Source organism: Streptomyces sp. NPDC001781, from assembly GCF_053596035.1.
Genome location: NZ_JBSFFI010000101.1, coordinates 1 through 1285, shown reverse-complemented (window position 1 = coordinate 1285; position 1285 = coordinate 1). Strand labels below are relative to the sequence as shown.

General features: G+C 71.1%; 1 protein-coding gene. It reads left to right on the top strand.

Annotation, left to right across the window (positions count from 1 at the left end; genetic code table 11):
- Positions 1–1285 (top strand): DEAD/DEAH box helicase (locus tag ACWCV3_RS28975; RefSeq protein ID WP_451230347.1); only part of this gene is annotated, 1285 nt, incomplete at both ends.

Sequence of the window (1285 nt, the reverse complement as noted above, 5' to 3'; positions counted from 1 at the left end):
GCCGCATCCGACGCCATCACCGCCGACGTCATGGACTTCACCGACCAGACCCAGGCGCGCGAGACCCGGTTCTACCGGCTCGTGGACGCGCAGGAGAAATGCGGCAAGGTCGGCCTGGTCATCGTGGACGAGTGCCACCACGCGGCGGCCGTCAGCTACCGCAACATCCTGGCCGGGCTCGGCTGCTACAGCGGTATGCCCGGCACCCGGGCCGTCGGCTTCACGGCGACCCTCGCCCGGGGCGACGGCCAGGGCCTCGGCGGGGTGTGGGAGGACGCGGTCTACACCCGCTCCCCGCTGTGGGCGATGGCCAAGGGCCACCTGGTCGATGTGACGTCCAAGGCAGTCTCCGTCGACACGCTGAACCTCGCCGACGTCAAGCGGTCCAAGGGCGACTACCAGGCGAGGGCCCTCGGCGACGCCATGATGGAGGCAGGCGGCCCGCAGATCATCGCCAAGGTGCTTCAGGAGCACGCCGCCGACCGCAGGTCCCCGATCGTCTTCACCCCGACCGTGGAAGTGGCGCGGGCGACGGCGGAGGCGCTGCCGAGCGCGGCGTACGTCCACGGCGGCACGCCCCGCGAGGACCGGCTGAACATCTACCGCAAGTTCCGTACCGGCGAGATCCGCACACTGGTCAACTGCATGGTGCTCACCGAGGGCGCCGACTTCCCGTTCGCGGACTGCGCGGTCATAGCGCGGCCGACCAAGTCCCAGCCGCTCTTTATCCAGATGGTGGGCCGGGTGCTGCGGCCCTCCCCGGCGACCGGCAAGCGGGACGCGCAGGTGCTCATCCTCGCCGGCGAGGGCGGGAGCCTGTGCACGCTGGTCGACCTGGAGCCGGGGTTCGAGGGGGTCGTCAAGGACGGGGAGACGCTGGCCGAGGCGTACGAGCGCGAGGAGTCCCGCAAGGACACGAAGGTCCCGGCGGGCAGCCTGCGGTTCGAGCTGACGCACCGGGACGTCGACCTGTTCGGCGCGTCCACGGCGTACTCGTGGCTGCGCACCCGGGCCGGCGTGCAGTTCATCCCGCTCGGCGGCAAGGGCGAGATCCTGCTGTGGCCGTCCAAGGACGAGATGGAGAAGTGGGACGTGGCGTTCGCGCCGCCACAGGGCAACTGGGAGCGGCTGCACACCGGGCTGGACCTCGGCATGGCGATGGCGTGGGCGGAGACGGAGGCCACCGACCGCTCGGACCTGAACATGACCCGGACGGCGTCGTGGCGGAAGAAGCCGGCGTCGGAGAAGCAGCTCAAGGTCGTGCGGTACCTGGGGCTCCCGGCGC